This is a genomic window from Shewanella sp. KCT, from assembly GCF_007636505.1.
GTDB lineage: Bacteria > Pseudomonadota > Gammaproteobacteria > Enterobacterales > Shewanellaceae > Shewanella > Shewanella halotolerans.
Window position 1 is genome coordinate 253,347 of record NZ_LVDJ01000005.1, and the last position, 25,566, is coordinate 278,912.

A 25,566-nucleotide genomic window follows, 5' to 3' on the forward strand; every position below is an offset into this window, starting at 1 on the left:
GGAGGGGGCTTCCTACATCTCGGTGACAAAATCATCCAAGAGGATCACACCCAGTGGCGCGCCGCCGCCCATAGCATCAACAGCGACCGCACCATAGCGTCCGCCCGCGGCCAGGCTAATATCCAGAGGACCGATTGCGACTGTCTTGCTACCCGTTGGGGTGACGCTGACAACATAGTTTCCGGGGGCTACCGACAAACTGCCTGACGCCGCTAAGAAGGGAATATCGCTCAACACTGGGGTTGCCGACGAGATATCGCTATCTGGGGTGAGGTAGATATCCACATTGCCAGCGGAATAACTTGCGTGAGCAATATTAATCTTAGCCTCAGTGGCGACACGTCGAGCCTCTTCCATCACTACCCAAGGCTTGATATCCATGTCGCCTAGGGAGCCTGTTGCCAATACGCTGTAGCTTTGACCCTTTTCCAGGGAAAGGGCGGCTTCATCGATAACCACCACGCTGTTATCTGCGTCTGCTGCAACTGTGACTGTGTGTGCGCCATCTGCGACATTGATATAGTCGGTCACGGATCCGAAGCTAAACATGTCGACTGCGGGCGTCGTGGCTCCATCGACAAATATATCGACCGCCGGAGCGTCTGCTACCGCATGAATTACCCGCAGATCGCTGCCGCTCATCTCATCGAGGAGTAACGCCTGCTGATCAGCCAGGGCGACTAGCAAGGCAACGGGTGAGTCGCCGCTCCAGGCATTGGCAATCGCGGTAATGAAATAATCAGTATCTGCCATCAGGGGGACGGTTCCGGAATCGAACACCGGTGTCTTCTGTCCCGATGCTGTGATACGGATCTGATAGTCACTGGCGGGTACTTCTATCTGGGTGCTGGCATCGAGGAAGTTAGCCGATAGCGTGGGCGCAGTATCGCTAATGTCAGCCCCTGGTGCGGTGACGTATACATCGACCAGACCGACGTCAGAGGCGCCGTGCAACACCTGAACTCGCGCATACCCAGCGGCGATATCTGCACTGGCATTAGCTACGAGTTTGAGTTGCAAGGTGTCGTCGCTCACCTTACCCAGCGCGATGGCCGTGTATTCCATGTCGTCAGACAGATCCAGGTCGGCGCCGAACACCTCGAGTAAAGAACCGTCGGCTATCTGTGCATCGACATCTATGTCATACAGGCCGACGGGCACAGTGAGGAAGCCACTCGATATGCCGTAGTCAACATCGGCAACCAGTTGGGCGTCGTTGGCTGTCACATTTACCTTGGGGGCATCTATGCCTGCATGGATGACGCGCACCTTGGCTTCGGCGATCGGCGTGGGAACTACAATGATCTCATCATCCGAGTCATCATCGTTACAGGCGGTGATACCGAGCAGAGCACTTAGCATAAGTGCCGGATATATCCTCTTCATCAGCTTCTCCTTAACAAGGGTTGAGTTCCTAGTGCGTTACGACCCGAGTTGCCCAAGGGATCATTATGACTGCGCAACACTTAATGATTATTTTTCGCACGAAAAATAACCCGATATTAATTAGTCAGTTGTTCATGGCTTTGTCTGAGACTGAATGCTGTTGCAGCAGGCTGTTTGTTATTGCCTTTCTTTGTCTTTCGTTTTTTTAGAACGTTTTGTCGCATTTAATGTGCTTATCTTTCGTTTAAATGGTGGATAAACTGGCCTCAATTGGTTGTAACAGAGATTTTGAATTGGAGCAGATTATGGCAAAAGTACTGGTATTGAAATCAAGCATCTTAGGGGACTATTCACAATCGGCTAAGCTGATCGACCACCTGCAGCAACACTGGCAGGGTCAGGGCGCCGAGGTAACGGTCAGGGACCTGGCGGCGCAGCCGCTGCCTGTACTCGATGGCGAGATCGCCATGGGGCTGCGTGGCGGTGACGAGCTGAGCCCGCGTCAACAAGAGGTGTTGGCGCTGTCAGACGAGCTGGTGGCCGAGTTGAAGGCGCACGACACACTGGTGATCGCCGCCCCTATGTATAACTTCAGCATTCCGACTCAGCTGAAAAATTGGATCGATCTGGTGGCCCGTGCCGGCGTGACCTTCACCTACACAGAGACAGGCCCTAAAGGCTTGGTAGAAGGTAAGCGTGCGGTCTTGGTAACCACTCGCGGCGGCGTACACAAGAATGGTGCCAGCGATCACGTAGTGCCTTACCTCAAGACAGTGCTCGGCTTCATTGGTATCGACGAGGTGGAAACCGTTTACGGCGAAGCCCTCAACATGGGACCTGAAGCAAGCGAGCAGGGGATCAGTCAGGCCAAGCAGAGCATAGAGCAGCTGGTAGCTTAAAGTACTGTCAAATAACAGTTTTCATCGTCAACCACATTTAACCCATCTCTAGGTTAGGGCGCTCAGTTTGAGCGCCTTTTTTTATTTAGCAAACGACTATTGCGCTAGCTCGCACAGGGTGCACTCGTCACTCTGCTGACTGGTTTCCACATAGCGCACCCTGTGGCGCCCTTGATTGCGATTGGCGCTGAACTGGTATCTTGGCCTGGGCGTTTCTGGAGCCGAGTGTTTGGCCTGAGGAATCGGCAGCTCGGTTTCAGGTCGAGTTTTGGTGTCAGCCATTGGCGGCGCTTTGTGGCTGGTAGCAGAGCAGATCTTTGAGCGCGCCGCCGTTGATGGCACAGCTAAAGCCGTTGGCCCTTAAGATGTCGCAGCCTTTCTGGGCACGGATCCCCGCACCGCAGTAGAGCACGAAGGGAGTTTGCTTATCGCTGTGTTGGGTCAGCCACTGGGCCAGTTGATCCAGGGGGACATTAAGTGCGTTTGGCAGGTGGCCGCCGGCATATTCCTGGGGAGAGCGAACATCGATAACCTGTACGCCCTGTTCGATCAGTTGCCAGCATTGCTCGGCGGGATGGCTGCCAGATAGCTTGGCTAAGAGAGATTGAAACATGGTCTGCCCCTACAATTAGAATCGAATCCATAAGATTTACTTCAATAAGGTTATTCTAATTGATGGCCGAGTGCAAGCTAAGCGCAAACCAGTTGCCAGTTAAGGGCAAGCCAAGTGCAAACCAATGTTATGTCAGAGCCGCTTGGTCATGAAGACGCTGTTGGGATCATCCTGGTAGCGGCCGAAGGGGGCGCATTCGACGAAACCAAATTTCTGGTATAGGCGCCGGGCTGGAAGGAAGAAGCCCATGCTGCCTGTCTCCAGGCTGAGACGCGTCATCCCATTTTGGGCGGCATCTGCCTGAAGATGGTGCAAGATCCGCTCGCCTATGCCACGTTGGCGATAGTAGTTGGCGACCCGCATCGACTTGAGTTCGCCATGCTCTGGCGAGAGGCGCTTGATGGCGCCGCAGCCGCAGAGTCGGTCGGCCTCCCATAGGGTCCAGAATCTAATATCTTCTTGTTTTAATTCGCTTAAATCTAAAGCGTGCACACTCTCTGGCGGCGAGGTGGCATACATATCTTCCAGGTGTTGTTCTAGCATCTTGACGACGCTGGCGTGGCTGACGACTCCGAGCACAAATTGCATCTTAAGCTCCATCTTGTAATTAAGGACCCTGAGCCTCAGCAAAGCCTGTGCCAGCCGCCGATGACCGCCTGAGTCTTGAGACTCGTTTGCGATCATTCGTGGCGGTTGTCTCGATATTAGTCTTGCCAGCGCTTGAAGATTAGCGAGGTGTTGATGCCGCCGAAGGCGAAGTTGTTGCTCATCACATAGTCGGTGTCGAGCTTACGAACCTCATCTTTTATGTAGTCCAGTTGACCACAGGCGGGATCGATATGCTTGAGGTTGAGGGTGGGGGCAAACCAGCCGGCATTCATCATCTCGACGCTGAGCCAGGCCTCCAGTGCGCCGCACGCGCCCAAGGTGTGGCCCGTGTAGCTCTTGAGGGAGGAGATGGGCATGCGCTCGCCAAATACCGCCTGAGTGGCCTGGGTCTCGGCGATATCGCCGCGATCCGTGGCTGTGCCATGGGCATTGACATAGCCTATCTTGTCGGCGTCCAGGTCGGCATCCTTCAGGGCCAGGCGGATAGCTACTTCCATGGTCTCGGCGTTAGGCTGAGTGACATGCAGGCCATCAGAGTTGGTGCCGAAACCCACTAATTCGGCGTAGATCTTAGCGCCGCGGGCCTTGGCGTGTTCCAGCTCTTCCAGTACCAAGGTACAGGCACCTTCGCCGATCACCAGGCCATCTCTGTCACGATCGAAGGGGCTCGGCGTCTCGCTTGGGGCGTCATTCTTGGTGCTGGTGGCAAACAGGGTATCGAACACCACGGCCTCGGTGGGGCAGAGCTCCTCGGCGCCGCCGGCTAACATGAGATCCTGCTGACCATATTTGATCGCCTCATAGGCGTAGCCTATGCCCTGGCTGCCCGAGGTACAGGCGCTGCTGGTGGTGTGCACCCGACCCTTGAGACCGAAGAAGACACCGACGTTGACCGCAGTGGTATGGGCCATCATGCGGATATAGCTGGTGGCCGTGACCCCAGACATGTCGCCCTCTTTAAGCATGTCGCCGAAGGCGATGATGGGATCCGTACTGCCGGTGGAGGAGCCATAGGCGATGCCCATGGCACCTGAGGTCACTATGGGATCGTCCAGCAGGCCGGCATCCATCAGCGCCTTCTCGCTGGCCCAGGCCGCCATGACAGAGACTCGTCCCATGGAGCGGATCTTCTTGCGCGAATAGTGGCTCGGGCGTTCAAAGTCTGTGACCGGTGCGGCCAGACGTGTGTTGAGTCCGTCGAACCTGTCCCACTCGTCTATGCGCTGGACGCTATTTTGCTTGGCCTGCAGGCGCTGGGCGATGCTTGGCCAGTCGTGGCCCAGGGCGGTGACGCCGCCGGCGCCAGTGATCACTACGCGTCGAGTCTTGTTATTCATCAGATCATGCCACCATTTACCGAGATCACCTGGCGGGTGATGTAGGCCGCGTCATCAGACATGAGGAAGTTGGCCAGGCCGGCGATCTCCGAGGCCTTGCCCATGCGGCGCATAGGTACCAGCTCCTTGACCATCTCCTGGGGGAACGACTCCACCATGTCTGTCTCTATCAGCCCGGGGGCGATGCAGTTGACCGTGATCTTACGTTTGGCCAGCTCCAGGCTCAGCGCCTTGGTAGCGCCTATGATGCCCGCCTTGGAGGCGCTGTAGTTGACCTGGCCACGGTTACCCGCGATGCCGGAGACAGACGCCATGGTGATGATGCGACCACCCTGGCGAGACTGGATCATCGGCATGGTGCAGGGGTGGATTACGTTGTAGAAGCCGTCCAGGTTGGTGTGGATCACCCCGTCCCACTCTTCGTCGCTCATGGCAGGAAAGGCGGTGTCCCGGGTGATCCCTGCGTTGAGCACCACGCCATAGTAGGCGCCGTGCTGGTCGATATCGGCCTCTATGGCCGCCTTGACGCCGGCGCGGTCCGCCACGTCGAACTGTAGGCGGCTCACCTTGGCCCCTAATGCCTCGAGCTCTGCCTGGGTTGCGTCGGCCGCCGCCTGATTGCTGTGGAAATGCAGGGCGATATCATAGCCTGTCTCGGCCAGCTTGAGGGCGATGGCCTTGCCTATGCCGCGACTGGCACCTGTGATCAATACACGTTTATTCATCTTGCTTTCTCTTCTTCTGTACCCGCCTGGCTCTCCAAGATATAGGCCTGGGTGTCTTGAGGCTGGAATACATTGACATTAGCCTCTGCCACAAGTTGATTGTTGTGGAATATTTTACAATCAAACACCGCCAGACCGTTATCTTCCTGATAGAGGCGGCTGACTCGGGTCTGATAACGCTCGCCGAGTCGGTAGGCGGGGATCGCGAATGTTAACTTGCGCGTGCCGAGCAGGAAGCCGACACGAATGGGTTCGCCTCGGGCGCTGGCCTCCAGACCTGCGAGGGCGGCGATGCTCTGAGCCATATATTCTATGCCCACATAGTTAGGCACAGACTGGCTGGCAGCGTCGAAATAGGCGCTGTTTGTGCTTATGCTCACCTCGGTAAGCAGTGTGTCTGGAGCCTGCTCGAGCAGCTTGTCGATTAAGATCATAGGTGCGCGGTGGGGCAGCACCTGTTCAAGCGGTATCTCGGTAAGCGCTGTGTTTGGCTGTGACATAGCTTGTGATTCAGATTGTAATTCTTGCGTTGACATTATCGCTTGGCTCCCCGGCAGAAGATGACGCTGGCATTGCTGCCGCCAAAGGCAAAGGAGTTGCTCATGACATATTCGAGCCTGGCATTCTCAGGCCGAGTGCTGTGCCCTTGTGATACGAAGGGCAGTGCCGGGTTGTCGCCATCCCACTCTTGATCGCCCACCTGAGGCGGCAGCCCATGCTCTCGATTAAGATCTGAGAGGAGCAGCAGGCAGAAGGCCGCCTCCAAGGCACCGGCGGCGCCCAAGGCATGGCCAGTGAGCGGTTTAGTAGAACTCACTGGTGGCAGCTGCTCGCCGAACACCTTGAGCAGGGCGCGACTCTCCATGGCATCATTCTTTATGGTCGCCGTGCCGTGTAGATTGATGTAGCCAACCCGTGACGGGGCGATCGCTGCATCCTTGAGCGCCATCTCGATGGCGACCACGGCGCCATCGCCCTCTGGATGGGGTGAAGAGATATGGTGGGCGTCGCTGGACTCCCCCACACCCGCGAGCATCAGCTCGGCCTTGCCTAGGGTTAAGGTAAATAGCGCCGCACCCTCGCCGATGTTGATGCCGTCGCGGTTGCGGCTAAAGGGTTGGCAATGGGCCTTGGAAACAGATTCCAGCGAGTGGAAGCCGTTCAGGGTCAGCTTGCACAGGCTGTCGGCGCCGCCGACGATCACCATGTCGCAGACGCCAGCTAGTAGCAGGCGCTTGGCGCTGGCGAATACCTTGGCGCTGGATGAGCAGGCGGTCGATACCGTGTAGCAGGGGCCTGCGAGGTCGAAATAGTGCTGCAGAAAGTCACAGCTGTTACCTAGCTCCTGCTTGGAGTAGAGGTAATCGGCGGGCAATACACCATGCTCGGCGCGGTAGGCCAGTGCCTTCTCGCCCCTGGCGATCCCCGAGGTACTGGTGCCTAGCACTATACCTATGCGATCCGCTCCGTATTGGGTCTTAGCCGCCTCGACCGCCGGGGCAATCTGCTCGGCGGCGCGCTGGAGTAACTGATTGTTGCGACAGTCGAATCTTTGTAATTCTGGCGCTATGCTCGGCAACTCTGTGGTGACCATTCCCACCAACACCTGGCTGTCAGGGATTAGGTCGTCACGCCACCTCATGCCCTGGGTATCGCCATCGAGCAGGCGGCGTAAGACGGTCTGGGGATCGTCGCCCAATGGGGTGCATAATCCTAGGTGGGTGATAGCTATCTGTGTCATCGTGTCCGTTCTTGTTTACGTTTACTCTAGCGGCTGGATGTTCAGCGTCAGCTGAGCCTGGTGAAAATCTAGCGTCACCTCGGCTGTCCAGGGGCTATTCCGGCTATAGCGGATATCCATGATTGTCTCGCCATCGCTAGCATATAATCTTCTGCAATAGGCTGCATCACAGGCGTAGGCGGCCAGTGTCGCGCCTTGTAAATGGTGATTTACATCTTCTGGGTGCCAGTATATCAATTGCAGCAGCCCAAGGAGATACTCGGCCTTAAATTGATCTCCCAATAGGACGCTCTGCTCGCTGATCAGCCGCTGGCCGTCATAGCTGAGGGTAAACAGCGGCTGTCCGAGAGGGGCCAGGCCTACCAGGGTGAGCGACTCGGGCGTCAGATCCAGCTGACTCAGCAGCTGATGCCTGGCCTGTTTCACCTTGAGTTTGACCAGCTGGCTTTGACTGACGGGCGCCGAGTCGGGCAGAGGCGCCAGGCAGTAGTCGACTCCCTGAGCCAGGGCCATACAGGTTTGCCTGTCTAGCTTGTGGGCGCAGGCGCTCAGTAACAGCGCCATGCAGATGAGGAGACTCGCCCTTAACGGCATAACTCGACCACCATGTTGAGACGACGCTCAGACTCGGCGACAAACGGGTTGCTCTCGTCCCAGGCGTAGCCCGCCAGGATAGAGCAGATCATCTGCTTAATCTTAGGGTTAGGGTTTTGATAGAAGATCACATCCTGGAAGCGGCCATCGTACCAGGCCTGCACATAGGTTCTGAAGGTATCGACGCCGCGCATCAGCGGCTGGGCATACTCTGTCTGCCAGTCGACCGATTCACCATTGAGCTGTTTCACGACACATTTAGCCGCAATTGAGGCTGATTGCATCGCGATAGTGACGCCAGAGGAGAACACGGGATCGAGAAACTCACCGGCATTACCCAGCAGGGCAAATTTATCGCTAGCCAGGGTGCTGACGTTGGCCGAGTAACCTGCCAGCTTGGCGGGCTTGCGTATTATCTCGGCGCGGCTGAGTAGCTGCTTGAGGCGCGGCTCTTCCCGCACCAGGCGCATCAATGTGGCCTCGAGATCGGCATCTTCGCCCAGCAGGTGAGGCTCGCCCACCACACCCAGCGAGCAGCGACCGTTGCTGAAGGGGATCAGCCAATACCAGATGTCACGATTATCCGGGTGGACGCTGATCAGTATCTTGTTGCGATCGAAGTGGTAGTCGCCCATGTCGACGCTGTCGATATTGTCCTGGATATGGGTAAATATCGCCGTGCGGCTGGGTAGATTGGAGGGGCGCTCCAGATCCAGCAATCTAGGCAGCACGCGGCCGAAGCCACTGGCATCCAGCAGGTAATCGGCGCTCTGCTCATAGCTCTCTCCCTGCTCGTCGCTGACGGTGAGCCTGGGCTGTTGGCTCAGATCCACGGCATCGACACGCTGGCCATAGCGGATCTCGACCCCTTGGCTGGCGGCAGTGTCGGCGAGTAGCTTATCGAAGTCGCCACGCTCGACCTGAAAGGTGGTGCCCGGCCCCGGGGTGAACTTGTCGGTAAAGTCGAAGTAGGTCGAGCGGCCATTGGCGTTGAAGGCCGCGCCATTCTTGAATTGATACCCCGCCTGATTGACTGCATCGAGCATATTGGCCTCGGCAATCACCTGCATGCAGCAGGGCAGTAGGCTCTCGCCGATGGAGAAGCGGGGGAAGTGCTGCTTCTCCAAGACTAAGACACGCTTACCCTGTTGATGCAGCAGGCTGGCGGCAACGCTGCCCGAGGGGCCCGCACCTATCACTATCACATCATAATGGTCCGTCTGAGCGGCTGTTTGCGCGAAAGGGGTCACTTATCAATCCTTGTTAATGTGTGAATAAAGGGGGAGAGCACGAAGGTAAGGCCTATCCCTAGGAGTAATGTCAGGCCGAAATAGTGGATGGCCGGTGTCTGGCTGAAGGCCAGCAGACCGAAGGCCATCAGGGTCGAACAGGCGGACATGAATACCGCCATCATCACGCCTTCGCCTCTATGGCTCTCGGCGAAAAACAGGCTGTAGTCGACGCCTATGCCAAAGACCAAGATCAGCGCCAGTGCATGAAACAGGGTGAGTGGTGAGCCGGCTAATCCCAGGCCTGCCAGGGTGAGCAGCGCTGCGAGGGCGGGCACGGCTGTGATCCACAGGGCCATCTTGAGGCCGAAGCGCAGCGAGAAGATAAGCCCAGCGACCACAAGCGCCAGGCCTAGCAGGCTTAGGGTTAGGCTGCGATACTTGGCCATCACATCCGAGATATCCTGCACCTTATCCACCAAGGATACGCCACTTAATGGGCTGATCGCCTGGGTTAAGGCGTGAAGATCTGTGATGCCGCCCAGCAGGACAATTGCGCCGTAGGTGGCGCCGTCACTGTCCGAGGTTTTATCGCTCGGCTGTGTTTTAGCTTGAGTTTGGGCATGAGCTTGAGCCCCATCGGGCGTGAGCCATAGGGGGGCGAACAGTTCACCGGCCCGGGAGGCGAAGAAATTATCTGGGGTGATGGTCTCATTGGCGCTGGCCTCGAAGTTCGCCATCAGGGAAGGTGCCAAGTCGCCATCTAATCCTAGACGCGCTAACACCTCAGGCAGCTTGTGATAGATCTGCCCCTGTAGGCGATAGGCTTCCTGCTGGCTTGCCAGACTGGGCAGGTAGCGGGGCAGATTAACCGAGTTACCTAGCACACCCTGATGCTGCAGTGAGCCGAGCGTCGGCGAAAGCGCCTCCAGCCTTGTCAGCAGTTTCTCAGCGGTCTCTGCCCGAACCAGGATAAACTGGTTATCTGTGCCGCCGCTCATCACCTGGCGCAGTCGTTGCTCTCCCTGGGTGACGCTCAGAGGACTCTGCTGCAGGGCGCGAATATCATCGTTCACCCCGAGTCTATTCAGGCCGAATATAGCCACGAGCAGCAGGCCGAAAATAAGCGCTACGCCCCTGAACCTACTGATGGGGCGCGCGATGACCTTCATGAAGGAGAGGTAACGCGCCGCCAGGCCGAGCGCGCGGTCGCCGGGTTTCATGGCGCTGCTCGCTAGCTTGGGATAGGCGAAGATCAGTGTCAGATAGGCGCCGAGGAGTCCCGCGGCGCAGAATACGGCCACCTGTTGCATGCCGGGGAATGGCGTCAGGCCGATGGCCAGGTAGGCGATGACAGTGGTGAGCAGTGCCAGACTGGCGGCGGGAAACACGCGGGCTACGGCATTAGTCGCGGTTATCCCTGAATCTGCTTTCTGGCTTTGCAGCCGCTCACAGTAGAAGTGGAAGCTGTAGTCGATGGCGATCCCTATCAGGCTGGTACCGAATACCAGGGTGAGCAGGTGAACCTGGGTGAAGATCCACAGGGTCGCGCTCAGGGCAAATAACAGGCTGGTGGCTATGGTCAGGGCAGCTATGGTGAGCGGCATCATGGAGCGAAACGCTAGCCATACCAGCAGGATCACGCCGATCAGCGAGGCGAGCCCAAGGCTGGAGACCTCTCTCTTCGCCTGTGTTGTTGCCGCCGCGGCATGAAACAGGGCGCCACCTTTTAGCACACTTACTCTCTGCTCAGGCCCAAGGCTCTGTTGCATCTGGCTTATCGCCTTTTCGAGCCTGACTAACTGCAGCTCCTGCGCCTTAGGGTTGAAGGCACTGCCGACTCCCTGGGCCATGACGATGGCGACGCTGTTTCCCTGTCTGTCTTTGTTTAAGGAGGTTCTATCGGTAGCATCCTGGGTTAATTCCTGGCCGACCAGAATGCCGTCGACCACCTTGAGGCGGCGTTGGGGCGAGAGCTGTTTCAGTAGCTCGGGGTAGAGCAATAGAGGGTCTTGGCTCAATAGCTGGCTTTTGGCGTAGCCGAAGGCATTGTAGAGCTGGGCGAGCGCATTAGCCTCCAACTTGGCTAATTGTCCACTTGCGAGCAGATCTTTCTGCTGCGCGGTGAGCAGGTGAAAGCGATAGGGAAAATAGAAGCGATTGAGTGCCTGGGCGCCTTGCATGTCGGCGCTCTGCACTTGGCTAAAGGCCTCGGGTGCCCCCTGGAGTGCACTCAGCAGTTGCTTGGCGCCTTTGACGGCAGTGGCCTGGTCCGGGCTGACGACCCCTAGGTAGATACGATTGGCCAGTTGCTGCTCGACCCTGTCTATCGCCCTCTGGGTGAGGGGATCTTCCTGGATCTTGGGGAGCATGGCCAGGATGTCACTCTGCACCCCGGCGCCGCGGCTCAGCGCCTGGGCGGCCAGCAGCGCCATGGCGGCCAGCAGCACCAGCCAGATAATCAGGCGGGTATTGGCAGAGAGGCGACCCAGGCGGTCGCTGAGGTTGAGGATCATCTCGCCTCTGTCGCGGGGCGAGGGTCGGCGTCGAGTTTAAAATAGGCCTGCTCATCCGCCGTCAACGGACGCTGCGCCAGGGCGTTAAATTCGATCACGCTGAGATCGCCGCGGTTATCCAGGAGGCTGAGAGATTCAAGTTGTTCGCTTCCCTTTAGCACTATGCGTGGCATCGCCTGCTTGATGAGGGGATCTATCGGCTCCAGGCCCAGTTGCCAGCACTCTGCTTGTTGCTGCAGGTGCAGGGTAAACTGTGCCTCCAGGGGGGCGAGATCGCCACCTAGCAGCGCGCTCAATAGGTTTGGCATCATCTGCGCCATGGCACCTGCCTGTGGATTGTCATCGGCGTGGCTTATCTGACGATTGCCGTCGGCATCTATCTGCACCAGGGTGTTTTGTGTCAGCACCAGGCCAGAGGGGAAGGGCGCTGTCTGTAGCCAGGCGATCCCCAGTTTGTCCTGAAACAGGAACTCGCCGCGGCTCACCAGCGGCTTCTTCAGCACCTTGAGGTAGCGGGACTGGGTAAACTCGCCCCTTGCCGACTCACCGCCGCCCAGGCGGGTTACCAGCTTGGATAGGGCCGCATTGTCTGCTGAAGCTTTAAAAAGTGCCTCATAGTCGGTTAATTGTTCTGCATGAGTTACGAAGCTAACGAGGCTCAGGCAGAACATAGGACAAAACAGCAGGCAAAACAGGCCGGCCTTAGCTAAGCGGTGAAGGCTAGCGATGCGGTGAAGCAAAGAGGTCATCATGCCAGCGCCTCGCTGGGCAGCAGGTGGGCTATCTTGTTTCTGAAGCAGTCAGGGGTGACTAGGCAGAGCTCCTTACTTTCCATCTCGACCGCCGCCTGTACGGTATAACCCTTGGTCAGGCGCTGGTTGGTCTCGGCGTCGCGTACCTGATAGGTGATCTTGAGACGGTTCTCCCACTCCACTAGGTTGGCGATCACTTTGACCCTCTGCTCGAAGGTGCTGGCCTGCACATATTTTATCTGCAGATCGATAATGGGCCAGGCATAGCCTGAGGCCTGCATCTTGCGGTAGCCATAGTCTATTTCGTCCAGTAGCTGACAGCGGGCGATCTCGAAATACCTCAGATAGTTACCGTGCCAGGTGATCCCCATGGAGTCGACGTCGTGGAAGGGGATGACCATCTCCATCTCTGTGGTGAGCAGTGCCTTCATCTTGCGCCTCCTAGTGACACACTTCCCACAGTCCCTGCTGGATCTTGTCTACCGTCTGCCTAAGCACGGTTTCCAGGGGTCTGTCTTCGGTGAGCAGTTCAAAGTCGGCGCTGACCTGATCTAGGGTCTTGGCGACAGAGGTGGTGAGCGAGGCATGACACAGCTCGCCCTGGGCGATACGCAGGTGAATGCCCTGGGTCATGGCCAACAACGCAGCCGCGGCCACCTGTTCGGTGAGCTGCAACACGCGCATACAGTCGCGGGCGGCGATAGTGCCCATGCTCACCTTGTCTTGGTTATGACACTCGGTGGAGCGCGAGAAGACACTGGCAGGCATGGTGTTCTTCAGTGCCTCGGCGGTCCAGGCCGATACGCCTATCTGCACCGCCTTGAAGCCGTGGTTGATCGCCTTACGGCTGCCTTGGGCGCCAGATAGGTTGGCGGGCAGGCCATTGTTAAATTTAGGGTCCATCACCAGCGCCATCTGGCGGTCGATCAGGTCGGCAATATTGGCGATGGCGTTCTTCATCGAGTCCATCACGAAGCCGATATGGCCGCCGTAGAAGTGGCCGCCGTGGAGCACGTGCTCACCCTCGCCATCGACGATAGGGTTGTCGTTGGCGCTATTGAGTTCGGTCTCGATAAACTGACGCATGAAGGGCAGGGCGTCTTGCAGCACGCCTATGATGTGCGGCGCGCAGCGGATCGAGTATCTGTCCTGTAGGCGATCTGAGTTGCGTGGATGCTCATGGTGGTTGAGGTCTTCGCGAATCCAGGCGGCGATCTGGTTTTGGCCCGGATGGGGCTTGGCCGCAAATAGTATGTCGTCGAAATGGTTGGAGTTACCCTTGAGCGTCAGCGAGGCCATGGCTGTGATACGGCTGGCCAGACGGTTCAGGTATTGAGCCCTGTCGTAGGCAAGACAGGCCAGCGCCGTCATGACGGCGGTGCCGTTCATCAGGGCCAGACCCTCCTTGGGACGCAGGGTTAGCGGGGTAATGTCGAGTTCACTGTACACATCGGCAGTAGAACGGCGCTCGCCTTGGTAGATCACCTCGCGCTCACCCACTAGTACGGCGGCCAGGTAGGAGAGGGGAGTGAGATCGCCGCTGGCGCCCACAGAGCCCTCTTCGGGGATAACCGGGGTGATGCCAAGATTCAGCAGAGTCTCGATGCGTTTCAGCAGTTCGTAACTGACGCCAGATTTACCCACGGCCAGCGAGCTTAGGCGGCATGCCATCACGGCCCTGGCCTGCATGACGGAGAGAATACTACCCATGCCGCAGCCGTGGAAGCGCGACAGATGCAGCGGCAGTTCGTGCACCAGATCCAGGCCGACCGTGACTGTGCAGGAGTCGCCGTAGCCCGTGGTGACGCCATAGACCACGCCCTCTTCGGCCAGCAGGCTGTCGATAAAGCGGGCACCTTTCTGGATATATTCCTGATAGTCGGCGCTCTCCTTGAGCTGGGCCTTAGCGCCCTTGGCGATGGCAACGACCTCCTCGAGATTGAGATTACGCTGGCCAAATTCGACCAAGGTGGTGGAGGTGGGGAATTGAGTCGTCTGTGTCATCTATTTCTCTGTCCTGTTAGGCGTTTGAGGCTTGGCCTCGCGTAGGAGTTCATCGTCCTTGCGCCAAAAATCGAAAAAATTAAACCATTGCAGCGGTGCACGGCGGGCGTAGTGTTCCAGACGCTCGGCGTAACGGTTCACCGCTGCTTGTAGTCGTTCCATGCGGCCGGCACGCGGCCCCTTGAGGGTGTCGGCAAAGTGCTCTACGTGCACCCGGTAGCGACCGTTTTCCCTGAGGCAGAACATCAGGTACACGGGGCAGTCCAGCAGGCTGGCCAGAATAAACGGACCTTGTGGGAAAGGCGCCTCCTTACCCATGAAGGGGGCGTAAAGTACCCGGCCTTCACTGCTGGTGGAGGTGCGATCGCCGGCGATCACCACGAGTTCTCCCTGCTCTATCTTCTCTTGCAACAGCATAGAGGTGCTGGGGCCCAGTTCGGTCACCTGGATCAGGTTGAGGGCACTGTCTGGATTGAGCTGTTTTAGTACCCGGTTGAAGTTCTCCGCGTTCTGGGTCAGCACCATGACGTTGACCTTCACCTTGCGCTGGTGAATCGAGATGGCGCGGCAAAGCTCCAGGTTACCCAGGTGGGAGACCAGCAGCACGGCACCTTGTCCCTGGGCCAGCGGTTTGGCGAGTACCTCGCGGTCGGGAAAGTCGACCTGGCTGAGTTTGATGCGGTCGCACCAGGCATCGATGCGATCCAGTGCCGCATTGCCGAAGGCGATGAAGTGCTTGAGGCTGTGGCGCCAGTTTATCTCGCCCTGGAGATCCGGATGCTTGGGTTCGAGTTGCTGCACCTGACGCAGGAAAGTCTGGCTGGCGTGCCGCGCCGTGCGGCCCGTGGCGAAGAAGTAGCAGATCACCGGATACATGATGGCGCGGCATAGCCAGTGGCCGCCCAGCTTATAACTGGTGGCCAACAGCTTGATGCCCCAGTAGCTGCCGCGCTCGCCCATGCGAGACCAGTGTTTCACCGACTTGGGGCGACTACGCTTGTGGCGCAGCAGCTGTGGCATGCGTCTTAACATGCCGAAGAAGAGCTTGCTGTGCATGGCGGAGATGCGCACATTGTCTTTGAAGCCCTGGAAGTGGCTGGTGCCATCTTCTGGGTAGATCACCCTTGTCGGCAGGTGTTTTACCTCGACGCCCTGCCAGTAGAGCTTGACCAGCACCTCGATATCGAAGTCCATGCGCTCGCCCAGTGCCTCGTTGAGAAACAGCTGCTCGGTGGCGGCCAGAGGGTAGACGCGAAAACCGCACATGGAGTCTCGAATATCCAGGCTCAGGGTCTCGACCCAGACCCAGAAGTGGGTGAGGTAGCGGCCATAGAGGCGCCCCTTGGGCACGGACTCGTCGTATTGCGGCAGGCCTGAGATCAGCGCCTGGGGCTGAGCCTTAGCCGTCTCTATCATCTTTGGAATATCGTCAAGATCGTGCTGACCGTCGGCGTCCACCTGTAGCGCATGGCTAAAACCATCGGCATAGGCAGCCCTGAGGCCAGTCATCACCGCCGCGCCCTTGCCCCGGTTGAAGGGATGATGCAGCAGTCGCACCCAGTCGTGCTGCGCCGCCAGCTGGCAGAGCAGGTGACGGGTCTCGTCATCGCTGCCATCGTTGACCAGATAACAGGTGAGTCCCAAGGGCTCCAGGCGTGCAAGGGTAGCCTTGATCGCCTGGCGATGGTTGTAGTTGGGGATGACTAATGCCAGCTGCATCAGCCTCTCTCCTCGTTGTCGTGTGGCGTCAGGCAGATACGGCCCGAGCCGAAGCGCTGCTCGCCCTGATAGTAGGCGAAGGTGAGCTTATGTTTGGCGCGATTGAGGCTGATCTTCAGTTGCACCTCGCTGCCGGGCAGGATCAACTGTTGAAACTTGAGTACCTCTAGACCCTGCACCTGGGGCGCATAGCCAAATTCGCTGGCGCCCAGCTGCACCGCCCAATCCAATTGAGTTACGCCGGGAAGCACCGCCTGCTCGGGGAAATGTCCCCCGAAATAGGGCAGGTCGGCATCGATGCGCAGCTGCCATTCGACGCCATCTTCCAGGCAACGTTTGGCCATGATAGGTGGCAGGTTAGATTTAATCATGAAGAAACAACTCCAACAGCTCCTTGTGGATACGCTTGCCCTGGGTGTTGAGCGGTAGTTCGGCGGGATAACGCCAGCGTCTTGGCAGGGTAACGCGCTCAAACTGACTCAGCAGATGCTGCTTGAGGGCGTTGTTGACCGCCAGTTTACCTTCCTGCTCCAGCAAGGCGTTGCCTTCGGTAGACAGCCTGATGGCGGCGCCCAGCTGTACCCTGGGTTGCTTCAGCACCACGAGCGCGGCCTGATCCACCAAGGGGTGGCTCTCCAGCAGGGCTTCCATCTGCACCAGTGACAGGCGCTTCTCCTCTATCTTGACGATGCGATCCAGTCGTCCCTGCAACACGAACTCGCCGGGGGCGATTAGTTGTATCTTGTCGTCACACCTGAGCCAGTTGTTGTTTTCCAGATAAGGGGACTTGAGCCAGAGGGCACCGTCGTCTGGATCTTGCTTGATCTCATGGGTGGCAAAGGCGCGCCAGCTCTGCTGGTTGTCCTGCTGACGACGATAGGCGATGCCGCCGGTTTCCGTGCTGCCGAAGACCTCGATGGGCGGCTTGCCATAGCAGTGGGCGATGGCATTGGCGGCCTCCAGGCTCAGCGGGCCGCCCGAGCTGAAGATCAGGCTGGGCGCGCGCAGCTGCGGCTGATGCTCCAGGGCTTCTGGCAGGCGAGAGAGCTGCGCCGGGCTGCTGATCAGGCAGAGATTAGGGAACAGGTTGGCGTAATAGGTCAGGGTCTCTGGGTATTCCACCAGATCGCTCAAGAAGGGGCGACTGGCGGCCAGGGGCCAGAGCACCTTAAACAACAGACCATAGATATGCTGATGGGAGACGGTGGCGATCACGCTGCATTGGGGCAGATGATTGGCAAAGGTCTGTTCCAGCACCGTCACCTCGGCATCGAGCTGATCCAGCGTCTTAGTGATCGCCTTGGGCTGACCGCTTGAGCCAGAGGTAAAGAGGATCAACTCGCCAAATGTTTCGCTGGTGGGCCAGGGGCCAGGATGTTTGAGATCCTTATGCAGGGCGACATAGTCTTTGGCCTCGCATAGTGGACTGTCTGCCAGCACTGCATCGAACTCATGGGTGAGTTCGCTCAGGGTACCGCACTGGGTGTTGGCGGGCAGAATAAGCTGCTTACCCGCCAGCAGACCGGCGCACAGGCCGACCGCGAACAGGTCGCTGCTGTCGCAGGCCAACAGCCAGCGCTTGGCCTTGTGTTGGCTCAGGGCCTCGAAGATGGCGGCCACCTGGGCGGTAAAGGCCTCACCCGTCAGAATATCGTGGTGATTGAAGCTGATAAGCTGCTGGCTCGCCGGCCCATGCCTGAGCCAATGTTTGAGTAGGGCTGTCATGACTTTTTCAACCAGAAGGTGCGATATAACCATTCTCCGCCGAGCAGCGTACCGATCAGCAGATAGGCGATAAATCCATTATAGAGGGTCCAGGTCGCCAGGCTAGTGGCGCTGGCGGTGTAGAGGGCCATGGCGCCATTGAAGACAAACAGACCACACCAGATCTGGGTGACCTTACGCAGGTAGGGGATCGCCTCGTCGGGCAGATCCGGCTCCTTCAGCCTGGCGAGACGCTCAATCATGGTGGGACCATGTTTGAGGGAGTAGGCAAACAGCGCCAACATGCTCAGGTTGATCACCACGGGATAGTAGAGCAGCCAGGCAGTTTGCTTCGCCAGGTAGCTGCCCGCGGTCAGGAATATACCCACGACGATTGGCAGCATCATGGCCCTGACCTGTTGCCTCTGCAATGCGAGCCTGAGCAGCAGCAGAGAGCAGAGCAGGAGGGCGATCACACCCGGCGGCAAATAGTTCAGGCCGAAGTAGACGGCCAGGGGGTACCCCAGCACGACCAGGCCGGTGACTAGTTGCAGAAACAGGCGCATTACTGCTTCACTAGCCCTTCGATAGCCGTAACTACGTCATCGACGGTACGCACGGCCTTAAACTCGTCGGGCTGGATCTTCTTGCCCGTGAGTTGTTGTAGTTTAATCACCAGATCCACAGCGTCTATGCTGTCCAGATCCAGCTCTTGATACAGAGACGCCTCTGGGGTGATGTCGTCGGCATCGATTTCAAACTCATCCACCAGGATCTGAGTCAGCATCTGTAGAATTTGCTCACGATTTTGCATGCTGCCTCCTAACCGCGTTGAGATTCGATAAAGCTTGCCAGGCTGGCAACACTGTAGAAATGGGCCTTGGTGGCTTCCGAGTTGGCTTCGATTTTGACATCGAACTGCTTCTTGATGGCCAGTCCCAGCTCAAGTGCATCGATAGAGTCCAGTCCCAGACCGTCGCCAAAGAGCGGCGCATTCGTGTCGATGTCGTCGATGCTGACATCTTCGAGATCCAGGCAATCTATGATGAGTCGTTTAATTTCGTTTTGTAAGCTCATAATTTTTATCAAGTTGTTGTTTATAATATTCTTCGAGATCCCGCGTCAACTGACGGGCCATCTTGGCGTCTCCACCCGTTTGAGCATGATACCTGATATGCTCGATAGTTTCGCCTACTTCGACATTCATGCCTATGGTTTGGCGAGGTATCTCATACCAGGGTTCCTGCTTGGTCAGGCCGACGGCATTGGTTCTTAATACCACGGGGATCAGGTCTGTGTTTGTGCGCAGGGCGATATTGGCTGCGCCCCTTGCAAATTCGTTAACTATCTCGCCCTTAACGGTACGTGTGCCCTCGGGAAAGATGATCATGTTAGTGCCTTGGGCCAGCACCTCGCTGCAATCCTTGAGCAGGAGATCGGCGCCGCGGTTGGGAATATAACCGGCGCAGGAGACTACGCCCCGCAGGAAGGGGTTACGCCATAGTCCCTGCTTGACGATACAGCCGACATTGGGCATCAGGCTGATTAGCACCACCACGTCGACCAGGGTCGGATGGTTGGCGATGATCACCTTGCCCTTGGCACTTTCCAGCCGTTGCAGATCTTGGGTGGTCACCCGAATCACTCCGGCCCAGGTGAGCATACGCACGAAGCCGCGAAACATCAGGTGCACAGCGCGCTGCACCCGGGCGATACGCACCTGCTGGCTGCCGGGCCAGAACCTCAGCACGGGCAATATGGTGAGTGAGCTGAGCAGGCCCCCTAAACCGAAGGCGATATAGCAGCTCACCCCGCCGAGCCAGCGAGGAATATAGGCGATGCCGGTCAGGCGTTTGGCGACGACCTGACTAGTCATGACAGATCCGCACCAGGTATTGATTCAGACGCCCCTCGAGCGGTTGCTGGGCGGCGATGGCGTGGATCACTTGGCCAAAGCTCAGCGGCTGCGCCGCCGCTAATTCGGAGGCATCTGGCTTGGTTTCAATGACTAGCTGAGTGCCTGAAACCTGCTCCTTGCTCAATGACATCTGCAGTGCGATGGCGAGCGGCAGCTCGGGTTCCTGGGTAAATTCTTTATAGATATCTGACACGGGCTCGTCGCCAAACACCAGCAGCAGCGGCGAGTTGTCCTCCGCCAGTTGACCATAGGCCTCGACAAGGGCCTGGGTGAGGGTGGCCTCACCGGCGGCGATCGAGGTCGAAGGCGCGCGGTTATCCGTCAATATGCTGAAGATGCCGCTGGCGGTGTTATGCACCGACTGGCTAAAACCTATGGGCGAAATGGGCTGCTGGCGCACTATGTCCTGCAGCAGATCCACTGTGCGATTAAGCTCGCCGTGGCGAGAGGCGAAGATGGTGCGGCATTGGGCGGGCGCATTGCACTGAAAGGCGACATCCAGCAACATCTTGGTGAGCTTGCTAAAGCGTCGCCTTTGCATGGCGGGCACTTGCTTCAGCGCCGGGGCGGCCTGAGCGAGCTGCTCGGCATCTGCCGGCGGCGTTGGCCATGTTTGCCAATCGCTTAAGCACTGGTATAGGGGAGACCAGGCGCCCGCAGAATGAATGTGAAAGTGTAACCGCACTACTTTGCCTCTAAATACAGCGTCTTGCTGATGTTTTCCATAACCAGAAACTGAGCCACAAGGTGTATTTGTGGGGCGGCTATTGTACACCCTTTGACGGGTGACATAAATATGTGATTGATCTGTTGCTAGATAGTGTGAACTGAGGAGGTAGGAGGGAGCTCGCCCACGGGGAGGTGGGCGAGCTGGGGGTTATGACTGTTTGAGCTGCTTCTTGAGCTTACGCAGGGCGGCCTTGACCTTCTTGCTGTTTTCCGGACCCATGCGGATCATCAGCTTCTGGGCGTTGGGAAGGCTCTCGAGCTGAGGGTCGACAAACTTATAGTTTACGCTGACGCTGTCCAGCTCAATCGGCGCGTCGATGACGGGGGCGGATAGCATGACGTCGATCGCCTCTACCATACGGTCATCGAAATTCATGTCGGGATAACCCAGCTCGGCAAAGGCCTCACCCAGCAGCGGCTTCACCTTGTTATAGGTGCTAAGCAGCTGCTCCTCGTCCAGGTTATCGACGAAGTTCGCATAGAGATCATACCTATGGTAGCTGTCGGGATTGAGGTAGGTCTTGTTGGTCACCTCGGAGACGGTAAACTTGCTGTTGGGCGCCTTGAGTGGGCTCACCTTGCGGGCCAGCTCGCCCTGGGCCAGGTTGTCGACGAACACCACGAAGTGTCTGACGATATCTTTCTCGACCAGTAGCGGGTCTATCTTCATGCCATTGGCGACTTCGACCGTCTTGTCATGAACATATTGATCGCTTTCGCCCAGTGTCGGCAGGGTCTCAACCGCCTCGGCAGGGGCTTCTTCTACCTGGGTTTCAGGCTCCGGCGCCAGGTTTTCTGGCTCAGGCAAGGCCGCATCGGTTGGCAAGGGCTGCTCGGGCTCTGGCTCAGGCAGGGTAATAGGGGCTGGCAATTCAGGCTCGGGCGCGGGTTCGTCACTGCCCAGGAAATAGTAGGCGCCGGCGGCGAGCAACACTAATATGATCACCACGGCAATGCTGAGCGCATTGATCCCGCTGCGCGCTGTCTGTGGGGCAATTCTATCTTCTTGACTGACTTGCATGAGATTTCCTTGAATTGTGGCTGGAATAAGCCCTGTGACCACAGAGGCCTCTTTCCATTCTGCAAAATTCACCGGGCTTGTCTAGGGGCGGCCAGTGAAATAAAAAATATTTAATTGTTAGCTGAGTTAGGCCTGCACGTATTGCTGGCGCTCGCCTAACCAACGCAGCACTATGGCGTCAACGTTTTCCGGCGCCTCTTGCATCACATGCTGCGCCAGTTTCTGTATGTGGGGAATGAGGGCCTGATCCCGCACTAAGTCCGCTATCTTCATGTCGGCGATACCCGTCTGCTTGGTGCCTAAGACCTCGCCAGGTCCGCGGATCTCCAGATCTTTCTGGGCGATCACGAAGCCGTCGTTGCTGTCTCTAAGCACCCCTAAGCGCTGGGTGGCGGTATGGGAAAGCGGCGCCTTGTAGAGCAGCACGCAGTGGCTGGCCACGGCACCACGGCCGACACGCCCCCGCAGCTGATGCAGTTGGGCGAGCCCCAGGCGCTCGGGGTTTTCGATGATCATCAGGCTGGCGTTGGGCACATCGACCCCTACCTCGATCACTGTGGTGGCCACCAGTAGCTGTATGGTGCCGGCCTTGAAGGCGTCCATGATCGCCTGTTTCTCAGTGGGTTTCATGCGGCCATGTACCAGGCCGATGGACAGCTCGGGCAGTAGCTGTTTAAGCTCCTCGGCTGTGTCTTCGGCGGCCTGACATTCCAGCACCTCAGATTCTTCGATCAGGGTACAGACCCAGTAGGCCTGACGCCCATCTTGCAGCGCGGCCCGGCGCACGCGATCGATCACCTCACCGCGGCGATTGTCTGAGATGGCAACCGTGGTCACCGGCGTGCGGCCCGGCGGCAGCTCGTCGATGATGGAGGTATCGAGATCCGCATAGGCGGTCATCGCCAGGGTGCGGGGAATAGGCGTTGCCGTCATGATCAGCTGGTGGGGATGGAAGCCCTGGCTGATCCCTTTCTCTCTCAGCCCCAAGCGTTGATGTACCCCGAACCTGTGCTGCTCATCTATGATGATCAACGACAGACGGTTGAACTCGACCTGCTCCTGAAAGATGGCGTGGGTGCCGATGACGATATGGGCTTCGCCGCTCTTAATCTGCTGCAGCGACTGTGCCCGCGCCTTGCCCTTGAGCTTACCCGCCAGCCAGCCAACGGTGAGGCCCAGAGGCTCAAACCAGGCGGCGAAGTTGTTGGCGTGCTGCTCGGCGAGCAGTTCCGTCGGTGCCATCATGGCGACCTGATAGCCGCTCTCTATGGCCTGCAGCGCCGCCAGCGCCGCCACTAGGGTCTTGCCCGAGCCCACATCGCCCTGCACCAGACGCATCATGGGATGTGCCTTGCCGAGATCTTGGGTGATATCGGCTACCACTCGCTGCTGGGCGCCAGTGGGCTTGAAGGGTAAAGAGGCCAGGAAGGGATTGAGTAGCTGCCCGGTGGGCTGCATCGCGATAGCCTTATCATGATTGCTGCGGGCCCTGAGCTGTAACATGCTCAGGTTGTGGGCCAGCAGCTCCTCCTGGATCAGCCTCTGCTGCGCCGGATGCGTGCCCTGCTCCAGGGCAAAGGGGCTGACCTCGCTCGGGGGCCTGTGCAGCAGTTGCAACGCGTCGACCAATGAGAGCTGATTGGGCCTCAGCTGAGGCGGCAATAGTTCGGTCAGTGCGCCATGGGCCAGCAGGGCCAAGGCCTGATCCGTCAAACGGATCCAGCTGGCCTGCTTGAGTCCCTCTGTGGTTGGGTAGATAGGGGTCAGGGTATCGCTGAGGCTAAAGTCGCTCTCGCCGTGGAGCATCTTGTATTCCGGGTGGATGATCTCCCGATGAAGCTTGCCCCGACGCACCTCGCCGTAGGCTCGAATGCGCTCGCCCTCTTCGAGGCCGTTACGCATGGCGGCGGAGAAGTTGAAGAAGCGCAGGGTTATGGTGCCCGAGTCGTCGCGTACCGTACAGGTGAGCATACGCTTGCGCCCCTGGACGATCTGGGTCGATTGTATGATCCCCTCTATGGTGCCGTAGCTACCGGGATAGAGGGCGGCGATGGGATAGATCTGGGTGCGGTCTTCGTAGCGTAGTGGCAGGTGAAACAGCAGATCCTGGACTGTGTTGATGCCGAGTTTCTCCAGCCGCTGCGCCATCTTGGCGGCAACGCCCTTTAACTCTGTCACAGCCATGAGATCGAGTCTATCCACGCTTTGTACCCATTTGATTTAGCGTTCTATTTAACCAGAACCTGAGTCTATTACTGTAAATATATACATATACTATCAGAGTTCGGCATGAACGCAATCTCGCGTTAGCTATGACAGGTTAAAGCTTGGGGGTAAAGCCTGAGGTCATAGTCTGAGGTTACAGCCAGCCCTTTTGCTTGGCGATGCGAGCGGCGTCGATGCGATTGCTGGCATTGAGTTTGGCGATGGCCTCGGAGAGATAGTTACGCACAGTGCCTTCGGCGATGAACAGGGTGGCGGCGATCTCCGCGCTGGAGCGTCCCTCGCTGGCGAGCCTGAGCGCCCGACGTTCCTTATCGTTCAGCGGGTCTTGTTCGCCGACGGCCATGATGGCCAGTTCGGGATCTATGATGCGCTTGCCGCGGCTGACGGCGTTAATTGCCTGGATCAGTGTCTCGGAAGGTGCGTCCTTAAGTAAGAAGCCACCCACGCCCGCCTCGATGGCACGCTTGATATAGCCTGCACGGCCAAAGGTGGTCAGGATGATGACCTTAATGGGCGCCGCTTGGTTTTGACACCATTGAGCCAACTCCAGACCGCTGAGGCCTGGCATCTCTATGTCGGTCAGTAGCAGGTCGAACTCCTGTTGCTTGAGCAGACTCAGGGCCTGGTCGCCGTCACAGGCCTGGATCACCTCAAAGTCGCCTTCTAGGGTGAGGAGCGCGGCCAGTGCACCCCTGACCATGGCTTGATCTTCGGCGAGTAATATCTTCATCCTGTCTCTATCCCTGATTTGGTAACTCGATGATAAATTGCGGGTTTGGCTCGAGCTCAATACTGAGTGTACCACCTAAGGGGCGCAGTCGCTCGCGTATGCCTGTGAGGCCATTGCCTTCGCTGAGCTGCCTCAGCTTACCATTGTCTGTGACCGAGATCCGCAGCCCCTGAGGTGTTGCCGACAGGTCGATATTACAGCTATCGCCTTGGCTATGGCGCACAACATTGTTGCACAGCTCGGTCAGGCTGAGGATCAACTGGGTCTCTACTTCCTGTGGCTGTGATGGCAGCTCACCAGAGAGGATGACGGCCATGCCCTTGTCTCTCAGCATCTGGCACAGGTGTGTCAGGGCGGCGTCTAACCCTTTGTGTTTGTAGCCTGAGACCGTTTGGCGGATTTGGCTGAGGCTTTCGCGGGCGATGGTTTCCAGTTCTGCCAGCTCGGCGCTGGCCTGGTCGGCTTGCCCCTTGGCCAATAGCTTACGCGCCAGCTCGGCCTTGAGTGAGATAGAGGAGAGAGAGTGCCCCATGATGTCGTGCAGATCCCGGGCGATACGTTCGCGCTCTAACATGGTGGCGAGCTGGCGTATCTCCTGCTGACTCTGCCGCTGGGCGCGTTTGGCTTCGACCCGCTTACGCTCGGCCACGCCAAAGAAACCCACGCCGGTGATCAGGGCGACGCCATAGACTGCAAAGTAGTAGTGAATACCTAGGGTTAGGCTTAGCAGCGTTAGGATGACGGCTAAGCCGATAAGGCTGGCGAAGGCCCTGGGCAGGGAGTAGTTAAAGCCGATAAAGAAACCGGCAAAGGTAAACAGGGACAGCGAGCCGATATTAACCGGCGTGATGAGACAGGCCAGGGCGATGATCAGCAAGATAGGCTGGTAGGCGGTTTTACTCGGGCTGCGGTGGGCCCAAAAATAGCAGTAGATAAAGGGCACCAGCACTACCAAGCTAAGGACTATGTGCCAGGTGGGCATAGTCTGCAAGAACAGCGGGATGAAATAGAAGCCCAGGTTGATTAGATAGACCCAGGCGAGCTTATCTTCGGTCGCCCGCTCGATATCTAGGGTGTGTGGAATAGGGTATTTGTCCATCTTCTTTATCCTAGG

The 25,566-nt window shown here is 57.9% G+C and carries 27 protein-coding genes; 1 reads left to right on the plus strand and 26 read right to left on the minus strand.

From position 1 onward, the window contains the following. Nucleotides 1-12: 12 nt before the first annotated feature. Nucleotides 13-1,386: a DUF4397 domain-containing protein gene (locus AYI87_RS09700; RefSeq protein ID WP_144201620.1), complete on the minus strand. Its 1,374-nt coding sequence runs from the start codon at nt 1,384-1,386 to the stop codon at nt 13-15. A 305-nt stretch (nt 1,387-1,691) separates the two neighbouring features. On the opposite strand from AYI87_RS09700, the gene AYI87_RS09705 reads away from it, so the two are divergent. Continuing rightward, nucleotides 1,692-2,285: an FMN-dependent NADH-azoreductase gene (locus AYI87_RS09705; RefSeq protein WP_144201622.1), complete on the plus strand. Its 594-nt coding sequence runs from the start codon at nt 1,692-1,694 to the stop codon at nt 2,283-2,285. A gap of 96 nt (nt 2,286-2,381) precedes the next feature. On the opposite strand, the gene AYI87_RS09710 is transcribed toward AYI87_RS09705, so the two are convergent. The 25 genes from AYI87_RS09710 to AYI87_RS09830 all read right to left on the minus strand — a co-directional run bounded on the left by AYI87_RS09710 (nt 2,382) and on the right by AYI87_RS09830 (nt 25,551). Beyond that, on the minus strand, nt 2,382-2,567 hold the full coding sequence (locus tag AYI87_RS09710; RefSeq protein WP_144201623.1) for a hypothetical protein: 186 nt from the start codon (nt 2,565-2,567) through the stop codon (nt 2,382-2,384). Then, a complete protein-coding gene (locus AYI87_RS09715; protein ID WP_144201625.1) occupies nt 2,560-2,898 on the minus strand; it encodes a rhodanese-like domain-containing protein in 339 nt (112 codons plus the stop codon). The genes AYI87_RS09710 and AYI87_RS09715 overlap by 8 nt, the downstream gene beginning before the upstream one ends. A 132-nt stretch (nt 2,899-3,030) precedes the next feature. After that, nucleotides 3,031-3,486, minus strand: coding sequence for a GNAT family N-acetyltransferase (locus tag AYI87_RS09720; RefSeq protein ID WP_144201627.1), 456 nt, complete (start codon nt 3,484-3,486; stop codon nt 3,031-3,033). Between the two features lie 116 nt (nt 3,487-3,602). Continuing rightward, nucleotides 3,603-4,844 (minus strand): beta-ketoacyl-ACP synthase, encoded by a 1,242-nt coding sequence (locus AYI87_RS09725; RefSeq protein WP_144201629.1) that lies wholly within the window; start codon nt 4,842-4,844, stop codon nt 3,603-3,605. Continuing rightward, nucleotides 4,844-5,569, minus strand: coding sequence for a 3-ketoacyl-ACP reductase FabG2 (locus AYI87_RS09730; protein ID WP_144201631.1), 726 nt, complete (start codon nt 5,567-5,569; stop codon nt 4,844-4,846). Before AYI87_RS09730 ends, AYI87_RS09725 begins: the two co-directional genes overlap by 1 nt. Continuing rightward, nucleotides 5,566-6,105 carry a thioester dehydrase gene (locus AYI87_RS09735; protein ID WP_409928968.1) on the minus strand — a complete coding sequence of 180 codons (540 nt, stop codon included), beginning with the start codon at nt 6,103-6,105 and terminating at the stop codon, nt 5,566-5,568. Before AYI87_RS09735 ends, AYI87_RS09730 begins: the two co-directional genes overlap by 4 nt. After that, nucleotides 6,105-7,310 (minus strand): beta-ketoacyl-[acyl-carrier-protein] synthase family protein, encoded by a 1,206-nt coding sequence (locus AYI87_RS09740; RefSeq protein ID WP_144201633.1) that lies wholly within the window; start codon nt 7,308-7,310, stop codon nt 6,105-6,107. Before AYI87_RS09740 ends, AYI87_RS09735 begins: the two co-directional genes overlap by 1 nt. 21 nt (nt 7,311-7,331) lie before the next feature. Then, nucleotides 7,332-7,904, minus strand: a complete 573-nt coding sequence (locus tag AYI87_RS09745; protein WP_144201635.1) for a DUF3261 domain-containing protein — start codon at nt 7,902-7,904, stop codon at nt 7,332-7,334. Then, nucleotides 7,895-9,154 (minus strand): NAD(P)/FAD-dependent oxidoreductase, encoded by a 1,260-nt coding sequence (locus AYI87_RS09750; protein ID WP_144201637.1) that lies wholly within the window; start codon nt 9,152-9,154, stop codon nt 7,895-7,897. Before AYI87_RS09750 ends, AYI87_RS09745 begins: the two co-directional genes overlap by 10 nt. After that, on the minus strand, nt 9,151-11,649 hold the full coding sequence (locus AYI87_RS09755; protein ID WP_144201639.1) for an MMPL family transporter: 2,499 nt from the start codon (nt 11,647-11,649) through the stop codon (nt 9,151-9,153). Before AYI87_RS09755 ends, AYI87_RS09750 begins: the two co-directional genes overlap by 4 nt. Next, nucleotides 11,646-12,401 carry an outer membrane lipoprotein carrier protein LolA gene (locus tag AYI87_RS09760; RefSeq protein WP_144201641.1) on the minus strand — a complete coding sequence of 252 codons (756 nt, stop codon included), beginning with the start codon at nt 12,399-12,401 and terminating at the stop codon, nt 11,646-11,648. Before AYI87_RS09760 ends, AYI87_RS09755 begins: the two co-directional genes overlap by 4 nt. After that, the gene (locus AYI87_RS09765; RefSeq protein ID WP_144201644.1) at nt 12,398-12,832 is read right to left on the minus strand and encodes an acyl-CoA thioesterase; all 435 of its coding nucleotides are present in this window, start codon (nt 12,830-12,832) and stop codon (nt 12,398-12,400) included. The genes AYI87_RS09760 and AYI87_RS09765 overlap by 4 nt, the downstream gene beginning before the upstream one ends. Nucleotides 12,833-12,842: 10 nt before the next feature. Further along, nucleotides 12,843-14,405 carry a histidine ammonia-lyase gene (hutH, locus tag AYI87_RS09770; RefSeq protein WP_144201646.1) on the minus strand — a complete coding sequence of 521 codons (1,563 nt, stop codon included), beginning with the start codon at nt 14,403-14,405 and terminating at the stop codon, nt 12,843-12,845. Next, nucleotides 14,406-16,124 carry a glycosyltransferase family 2 protein gene (locus tag AYI87_RS09775; protein WP_144201648.1) on the minus strand — a complete coding sequence of 573 codons (1,719 nt, stop codon included), beginning with the start codon at nt 16,122-16,124 and terminating at the stop codon, nt 14,406-14,408. Next, nucleotides 16,124-16,495, minus strand: a complete 372-nt coding sequence (locus AYI87_RS09780; RefSeq protein ID WP_144201650.1) for a thioester dehydrase — start codon at nt 16,493-16,495, stop codon at nt 16,124-16,126. Before AYI87_RS09780 ends, AYI87_RS09775 begins: the two co-directional genes overlap by 1 nt. Next, a complete protein-coding gene (locus AYI87_RS09785; RefSeq protein ID WP_144201652.1) occupies nt 16,488-17,849 on the minus strand; it encodes an AMP-binding protein in 1,362 nt (453 codons plus the stop codon). The genes AYI87_RS09780 and AYI87_RS09785 overlap by 8 nt, the downstream gene beginning before the upstream one ends. Continuing rightward, a complete protein-coding gene (locus AYI87_RS09790; protein ID WP_011867308.1) occupies nt 17,846-18,394 on the minus strand; it encodes a hypothetical protein in 549 nt (182 codons plus the stop codon). Before AYI87_RS09790 ends, AYI87_RS09785 begins: the two co-directional genes overlap by 4 nt. Next, nucleotides 18,394-18,642, minus strand: a complete 249-nt coding sequence (locus AYI87_RS09795) for an acyl carrier protein (protein ID WP_011867307.1) — start codon at nt 18,640-18,642, stop codon at nt 18,394-18,396. Before AYI87_RS09795 ends, AYI87_RS09790 begins: the two co-directional genes overlap by 1 nt. Nucleotides 18,643-18,650: 8 nt before the next feature. Then, the gene (locus AYI87_RS09800) at nt 18,651-18,905 is read right to left on the minus strand and encodes a phosphopantetheine-binding protein (RefSeq protein WP_144201654.1); all 255 of its coding nucleotides are present in this window, start codon (nt 18,903-18,905) and stop codon (nt 18,651-18,653) included. Continuing rightward, nucleotides 18,883-19,704 (minus strand): lysophospholipid acyltransferase family protein, encoded by an 822-nt coding sequence (locus AYI87_RS09805; protein ID WP_144201656.1) that lies wholly within the window; start codon nt 19,702-19,704, stop codon nt 18,883-18,885. The genes AYI87_RS09800 and AYI87_RS09805 overlap by 23 nt, the downstream gene beginning before the upstream one ends. After that, a complete protein-coding gene (locus AYI87_RS09810; RefSeq protein WP_144201658.1) occupies nt 19,697-20,431 on the minus strand; it encodes a beta-ketoacyl synthase chain length factor in 735 nt (244 codons plus the stop codon). The genes AYI87_RS09805 and AYI87_RS09810 overlap by 8 nt, the downstream gene beginning before the upstream one ends. A gap of 192 nt (nt 20,432-20,623) precedes the next feature. Continuing rightward, nucleotides 20,624-21,496 (minus strand): DUF3014 domain-containing protein, encoded by an 873-nt coding sequence (locus tag AYI87_RS09815; protein ID WP_144201660.1) that lies wholly within the window; start codon nt 21,494-21,496, stop codon nt 20,624-20,626. 126 nt (nt 21,497-21,622) lie between these two features. Next, on the minus strand, nt 21,623-23,698 hold the full coding sequence (gene recG, locus AYI87_RS09820) for an ATP-dependent DNA helicase RecG (protein ID WP_144201662.1): 2,076 nt from the start codon (nt 23,696-23,698) through the stop codon (nt 21,623-21,625). A gap of 157 nt (nt 23,699-23,855) precedes the next feature. Continuing rightward, nucleotides 23,856-24,452: a response regulator transcription factor gene (locus tag AYI87_RS09825; RefSeq protein ID WP_144201664.1), complete on the minus strand. Its 597-nt coding sequence runs from the start codon at nt 24,450-24,452 to the stop codon at nt 23,856-23,858. A 7-nt stretch (nt 24,453-24,459) separates the two neighbouring features. After that, nucleotides 24,460-25,551, minus strand: coding sequence for a sensor histidine kinase (locus AYI87_RS09830; RefSeq protein ID WP_144201666.1), 1,092 nt, complete (start codon nt 25,549-25,551; stop codon nt 24,460-24,462). Nucleotides 25,552-25,566: the final 15 nt, after the last annotated feature.